General features: G+C 64.5%; 5 protein-coding genes. All 5 read left to right on the top strand.

The window, feature by feature from the left end; genetic code table 11:
* A partial coding sequence (locus AC5RWX_RS28860; protein WP_494099668.1) for a ribonuclease J occupies window positions 1–1569 on the top strand: 1569 nt, incomplete at its 5' end.
* A gap of 136 nt (window positions 1570–1705) precedes the next feature.
* The gene (locus tag AC5RWX_RS28855; RefSeq protein ID WP_494099667.1) at window positions 1706–4606 is read left to right on the top strand and encodes an FtsK/SpoIIIE family DNA translocase; all 2901 of its coding nucleotides are present in this window, start codon (window positions 1706–1708) and stop codon (window positions 4604–4606) included.
* Between the two features lie 23 nt (window positions 4607–4629).
* A complete protein-coding gene (gene pgsA / locus AC5RWX_RS28850) occupies window positions 4630–5271 on the top strand; it encodes a CDP-diacylglycerol--glycerol-3-phosphate 3-phosphatidyltransferase (RefSeq protein ID WP_494099666.1) in 642 nt (213 codons plus the stop codon).
* Window positions 5268–5747, top strand: coding sequence for a CinA family protein (locus AC5RWX_RS28845; RefSeq protein ID WP_494099665.1), 480 nt, complete (start codon window positions 5268–5270; stop codon window positions 5745–5747). Before pgsA ends, AC5RWX_RS28845 begins: the two co-directional genes overlap by 4 nt.
* Before the next feature lie 149 nt (window positions 5748–5896).
* Window positions 5897–6349 (top strand): helix-turn-helix domain-containing protein, encoded by a 453-nt coding sequence (locus tag AC5RWX_RS28840; RefSeq protein ID WP_494099664.1) that lies wholly within the window; start codon window positions 5897–5899, stop codon window positions 6347–6349.
* The last annotated feature ends 153 nt before the right edge of the window (window positions 6350–6502 follow it).

Raw genomic sequence — 6502 nt, 5'->3', positions numbered from 1 at the left:
GGCAAACTGCTGATCGTGGACTGCGGCGTCCTCTTCCCGGAGGAAACCCAGCCCGGCGTCGACCTGATCCTGCCTGATTTCTCCTACATTGAGAACCGGCTGGACGACATCGTTGCCGTTGTCCTCACCCACGGTCACGAGGACCACATTGGCGCCGTTCCCTACCTGCTGCGCCTCCGCGCCGACATCCCGTTGGTGGGCTCGCAACTGACGCTTGCCCTGATCGAGGCGAAGCTGCAGGAGCACCGCATTCGGCCCTACACCCTCACCGTCGAGGAGGGCCAGGTAGAGAAGTTCGGTCCATTCGAGTGCGAATTCGTGGCAGTTAACCACTCCATTCCCGACGCCCTCGCCGTGTTCATCCGCACCGCAGGCGGCACCGTCCTGCACACGGGCGACTTCAAGATGGACCAGCTTCCCCTTGACGGACGCATCACCGACCTGCGGCACTTCGCCAAGCTCGGCGAAGAGGGCGTTGACCTTTTTATGTCGGATTCGACCAATGCTGACGTCCCCGGTTTCACCACCGCCGAGAAGGAAATCGGTCCCACGCTGGAGCGCCTCTTCGGGCAGGCCACCAAGCGGATCATTGTGGCATCCTTCTCCTCCCACGTGCACCGGGTCCAGCAGGTGTTGGACGCTGCCGCCAAGCACAACCGCAAGGTTGCCTTCGTCGGTCGGTCCATGGTAAGGAACATGGCCATCGCGGAAAAGCTGGGCTACCTGGATGTCCCGCCCGGCCTCATCGTGGACATCAAGAACATCGACAACCTGCCGGACAACCGCGTGGTGCTGATGTCCACCGGTTCCCAGGGTGAACCGATGGCAGCCCTGTCCCGCATGGCGAACGGCGACCACCGCGTGGTGGTGGGCGACGGTGACACCGTGATCCTCGCGTCCAGCCTCATCCCAGGCAACGAAAACGCCGTCTTCCGGATCATCAACGGACTGCTCAAGCTGGGCGCCGACGTGATCCACAAGGGCAATGCAAAGGTCCACGTTTCCGGCCACGCCGCGGCGGGCGAACTACTGTACTGCTACAACATTCTTGAGCCGCTGAACGCCATGCCGGTCCACGGTGAAACCCGCCACCTGATCGCCAATGGCAAGATCGCCATCGAATCCGGTGTCCCGGAAGCCAGCGTGATCCTCGCCGACAACGGCACCGTGATCGATCTCAAGGACCACCGCGCAGACGTTGTCGGCCAAGTTGAAGTCGGTTTTGTCTATGTGGATGGATCGAGCGTTGGCGAGGTCACCGAGGCCGACCTCAAGGACCGCCAGACCTTGGGCGATGAAGGCTTCATCTCCATCATTACGGTCATCCACCGCGCTACCGGCAAGGTAGTGTCCGGGCCGGAGATCCACGCCCGTGGTGTGGCGGAGGACGACGCCGTGTTCGACGAAATCATCCCCAAGATCAACGCCGCGCTGGAAGAAGCCGTGCTGAACCACACGGACCACACTACCCACCAGCTCCAGCAAGTGGTCCGCCGCGTGGTGGGGACGTGGGTCAACCGCAAGCTCCGCCGCAAGCCCATGATCATCCCCGTGGTGCTCGAAGCCTAAGGGAGCGCCACCGCCTCCGGCCCGTTCTTCCGCGTCAACGGGGAGTGCGGGCTGGAGGCGGTTAAGCGGCCCGAACCGGGATCCTCCGGCCCCGAAATACCCGGGATACCGGCGCACTTCCGGTACCGTGGCTGGTATGGCCACTCGTACTACTTCCGCGCCCAATGGTTCAAGCAGGGCCAGTTCCGGCAGCAAACCAGGTGGCCGCGGTTCCGGCTCCACGGCGGCGAAAACCACGGCAGCCAAGTCCGGGCGGACGGGCAGTTCCGGTACGGCGCGCACACGCCAGCTTCCCGCCGTCGAACAGCACCAGCCCTGGCTGCTGCGGGTCGTGGGCGGAGCATGGCTCGGCATCGGCCACCTTGTGGGCGGGGGGGTGCGGCGCATCGGCCATGACGTCAGCGACCTTCCGGCCGACGAGCGCCGCGACGGCGCTGCCCTTTTCAACCTGGCGCTGGGTGTGTTCATCGCCACCTTTGCCTGGTGGGGCCTCACTGGCTGGTTCCCGGACGCCGTCCATAGCGTGGTGAACGGTACCTTCGGCTGGATCTCCCTGCTGCTTCCACTCATGCTTTTCGTCTGTGCCTTCCGGCTCTTCCGCCGCCCCTCCGACGGGCGGGGCAACAACCGGGTGGGCATCGGCTTCCTCATCATGACCTTCGCCGGCTGCGGCCTGGCCCACGTCCTAAGCGGCCAGCCCACCGTCGCCCAGGGCTTTGACGGGTTGCGCCAGGCCGGCGGCATGCTTGGTTTCCTGGGCGCTTCGCCGCTGGCAGCCATCCATCCGGCCGTTCCGCTGGTGCTCTACGGGCTGCTGGCTTTTGTTTCCCTGCTCATCATCACCGCCACGCCCTTCGGTGCCATTCCACGGCGGCTGCGCGGTGCCTACGAGCACCTCATGGGCATCGACCTCCAGGACGGGGAACAGGACAGGGACCGGCACGACCGAAGCTACCTTGAACGGACCCCGCCTGCCGCCGCACCCAAAAAGAAGAAGCGCCGCCTGTTCGGCAAGGACGAGGACGCCGACGCCGGCCTGGAAGGCTATGTGGGCGACGAAGCGTTCGAGCACGCCGTCATCGACGATGACGAACCGCAGCCGCCCCGGCCCGCCCCAGGGGTGCGCCGCCCCACCCAGGCGGAGATCGCTGTCGAGAAGATCAAGGCGGCCCAGGGACTGGGCGCTGCTTCCGCTGCCCTGGACGAGAACGCCACCGAAGCTATCCCGATGATCACCCCAGGCCGGCCCGCCCCCAGCGGCCAGGCAGGCTCCGCGGCACCCACCGTTCCTTCCAACCCCGTCGCTCCGGCCCCGCCGCCCGTACCCATCCCGCAGCGGACCGAGCAACTGTCCCTCGCCGGCGACGTTACGTACACCCTCCCTGCCTCGGACTATCTGACCCCTGGCTCAATCCCCAAGGAGCGCACGGAGGCCAACGACGCCGTCGTCGCCGCCCTGACCGACACACTCCAGCAGTTCAACGTCGATGCCACCGTCACAGGCTTCAGCCGGGGCCCCACCGTTACCCGGTACGAGATCGAACTGGCCCCCGGAACCAAGGTGGAACGCGTCACGGCGCTGTCCAAGAACATCTCCTACGCGGTGGCCTCCAGCGACGTCCGGATCCTCAGCCCCATCCCCGGTAAGTCTGCCATCGGCATCGAGATCCCCAACACGGACCGCGAAACCGTTTCCCTAGGTGACGTGCTGCGCAGCCAGAACGCCCGCCGCACCGACCACCCGATGGTGATGGGTGTGGGCAAGGACGTTGAAGGCGGCTATGTGGTGGCCAATCTCGCCAAGATGCCCCACCTGCTGGTGGCCGGCGCCACCGGTGCCGGTAAGTCCTCCTTCGTGAACTCGATGATTACGTCCATCCTCATGCGCTCCACCCCGGACGAGGTGCGCATGGTGATGGTGGACCCCAAGCGCGTGGAACTCACCGCCTACGAGGGCGTCCCGCACCTCATCACGCCCATCATCACCAACCCCAAGAAGGCAGCAGAGGCCCTTCAATGGGTGGTCCGCGAGATGGACGCCCGGTACGACGACCTCGCCAACTACGGCTTCAAGCACATCGACGACTTCAACAAGGCCGTCCGCGCCGGCAAGGTTCAGCCTCCGGTTGACTCCAAGCGCGTCATCCGTCCGTACCCCTACCTGCTGGTGATCGTGGACGAGCTCGCCGACCTCATGATGGTGGCGCCACGCGACGTTGAAGACTCCATCGTCCGCATCACGCAGCTTGCCCGTGCCGCCGGTATCCACCTGGTCCTTGCCACGCAGCGGCCGTCCGTGGACGTCGTCACCGGCTTGATCAAGGCCAACGTTCCCTCCAGGATGGCCTTTGCCACGTCTTCCGTCACCGACTCCCGCGTGGTTCTGGACCAGCCGGGCGCGGAAAAGCTGATTGGCCAGGGCGATGCACTCTTCCTGCCCATGGGCGCTTCAAAAGCCATGCGTGTCCAGGGTGCCTGGGTCACCGAATCTGAGATCCACAAGGTGGTTGAGCACGTCAAGGGGCAGTTGCAGGCCACCTACCGCGACGATGTCGCCGCCGAAGCACCCAAGAAGCAGATCGACGACGACATCGGGGACGACCTCGAGGTGCTGCTGCAGGCCACCGAACTGGTGGTCACCACGCAGTTCGGCTCCACGTCCATGCTCCAGCGCAAGCTGCGGGTTGGCTTCGCCAAGGCCGGCCGCCTGATGGACCTGCTCGAATCGCGGGGAGTGGTGGGCCCGTCGGAGGGTTCCAAAGCCCGTGACGTCCTGGTGAAGCCGGACGACCTGGCGCCGGTCCTCGCGGCCATGAAGGGCCAGGAGGCGCCGAAGGCACCCGATGCGCAGACTGCAGCCCTCAGCGACAACGCCAACGCCAATATCGCCCAGGGCGGCTACGCCGAGGACCTGGTGGCAGCGGACCTGGACCAGCGGAAGCAGAACGTCGAATATTACGACGGGTCTGATTCCGCTCCCGGCGGGTATGACGACGAAGACGGCTCGGAAGACGCCTGGTCCCTGACCGGGCGCTAGTTCAAAGAATGTAGCCTAGAAAGGTGACTAGCACCGATGCAACCGCCGCCGGCTCAGGACGTGCCGGGGTCTGGAACCTTCCCAATGTCCTGACCATGCTCCGCATCGTGCTGGTGCCGTTCTTCGTGTGGTTCCTGATCGCGGACGCGCCGGGCCTGCAAAGCGAGGCTGGGCCTTGGCGCTGGGCAGCGGTTACGGCGTTCGCCGTCGCAATCTACACGGACAAGCTCGACGGCGACATCGCCAGGAGCCGGAACCTCGTGACCGACTTCGGCAAGATTGCCGATCCGATTGCGGACAAGCTGCTGATTGGGTCCGCACTGGTCATGCTGTCCGTGCTCGGCGAACTGCCCTGGTGGGTCACGGTGGTGATTCTGGTCCGTGAATGGGGTATCACCGCCCTGCGTTTCTTTGTGATCCGCTACGGTGTCATTCCTGCGTCGCGCGGCGGCAAGCTCAAAACGGTCGTCCAGACGGCGGCCATCTTCCTGTACCTCCTGCCGCTGGCAGCCATTATGCCTTGGCTGTCATGGGTAGCCTTCGCCGTGATGATGGTCGCCGTGCTGATCACGGTCTGGACCGGCGTGGAGTATGTTGTCGAGGCGCTGCGCCTGCGGTCCAAAGGAAAGCTGCAGGGAAAGGCGAACGAGCAGGAGCCGGCATGACCAACCTTCACCATCTGTCAGAACAGGCCGTCAGGAAGGCTCTGGAGCGGAGCCGCACCGTCGCCACGGCCGAGTCGCTGACTGCCGGCATGGTCTCAGCCGTCCTGGCTGACACCCCGGGTGCCTCCGGGATGCTGCAGGGCGGGGTGGTGGCGTACCAGAACTCGGTCAAGGAGAACGTCCTGAAGGTTTCCCCGGAGCTGCTCGCCGACGTCGGATCCGTTGACAGCGGTGTTGCCGCCGCCATGGCTGCCGGCGCCCGGGCCGCCCTTGGTGCCGATATCGGTATCTCAGCCACCGGAGTAGCCGGACCCGAACCACACGATGGAAAGCCCGTGGGAACGGTGTACATCGGCATAGCTACGGCTGCGGGAACAACCGGGTATGAGTATTTGTTTTCCGGGAGCCGGGCCGAGATCCGTGGGCAGGCATGCGGTGCTGCCTTGGAAAGGCTGCTGGAAGAACTGGCTTCCTGAAGTTACCCGCCTGTAAAGTTGGTGGGAACAAAAGCCGGTGCCGATTAGTTATTACATTGTGTCGCTTCCAGAGAGCGGGGGCGCCTAGGATAAAACAACCACTATGGTTCGCTCTACGCGGATCGACTATGAGGAGCAAGGCGATACAGATGGTAAAGCAGCCCGTATCCGTAAACGGCGTTGTCCGCTGGAAGGATGTGGGCCTCGCCGATCAGGCTAAAAGCGAACAGAAGGAGCGCAAGATGGTTGTACTTCGTCACGAAATCGGTGATGTCCTGCGCGATGTTCGCCAGCGTCAGGGGCGCACGCTCCGTGAAGTTTCGCACAGCGCCCGTGTCTCCTTGGGCTACCTGAGTGAAGTGGAGCGCGGCCAGAAGGAAGCATCCTCCGAGTTGCTTTCCTCGATCTGCTCGGCCCTGGACGTCCCGTTGTCCAGCATGCTTCGTGAGGTCAGTGACCGTGTGGCAGTTGCCGAAGGCGTTGCCGTTCCGGACACCGTACCCCAGGAATTCTCCCAGCGTTATGGACGTGATCTTGATCGCGACCTTAACACTGAACTCAACGACGAACTTTCAACGGGCCTGTTCTCCGGCGCCCGGTAAGGGCTGATCCACCACCTGGTGGCCCTGCAACACATGAAGCCTCCGGCGGTGCCGGGGGCTTCAGTTGTGTCCGGGCACTTTCGTGCCTGCTTGCCCTGCCTGCTTGCCCTGCTCGCCGCGCCCTACTTCTCCCCGGCCGCCGGGGCCGGGGGA

The organism is Arthrobacter sp. SPT-J7 (assembly GCF_059089965.1).
This window is presented reverse-complemented; position numbering and strand designations above follow the sequence as displayed.

Coding starts and splice junctions, on each gene's coding strand:
- AC5RWX_RS28855 (WP_494099667.1), top strand. CDS start 1,706: ATGGCCACTCGTACTACTTCCGCGCCCAATGGTTCAAGCAGGGCCAGT.
- AC5RWX_RS28845 (WP_494099665.1), top strand. CDS start 5,268: ATGACCAACCTTCACCATCTGTCAGAACAGGCCGTCAGGAAGGCTCTG.
- AC5RWX_RS28840 (WP_494099664.1), top strand. CDS start 5,897: ATGGTAAAGCAGCCCGTATCCGTAAACGGCGTTGTCCGCTGGAAGGAT.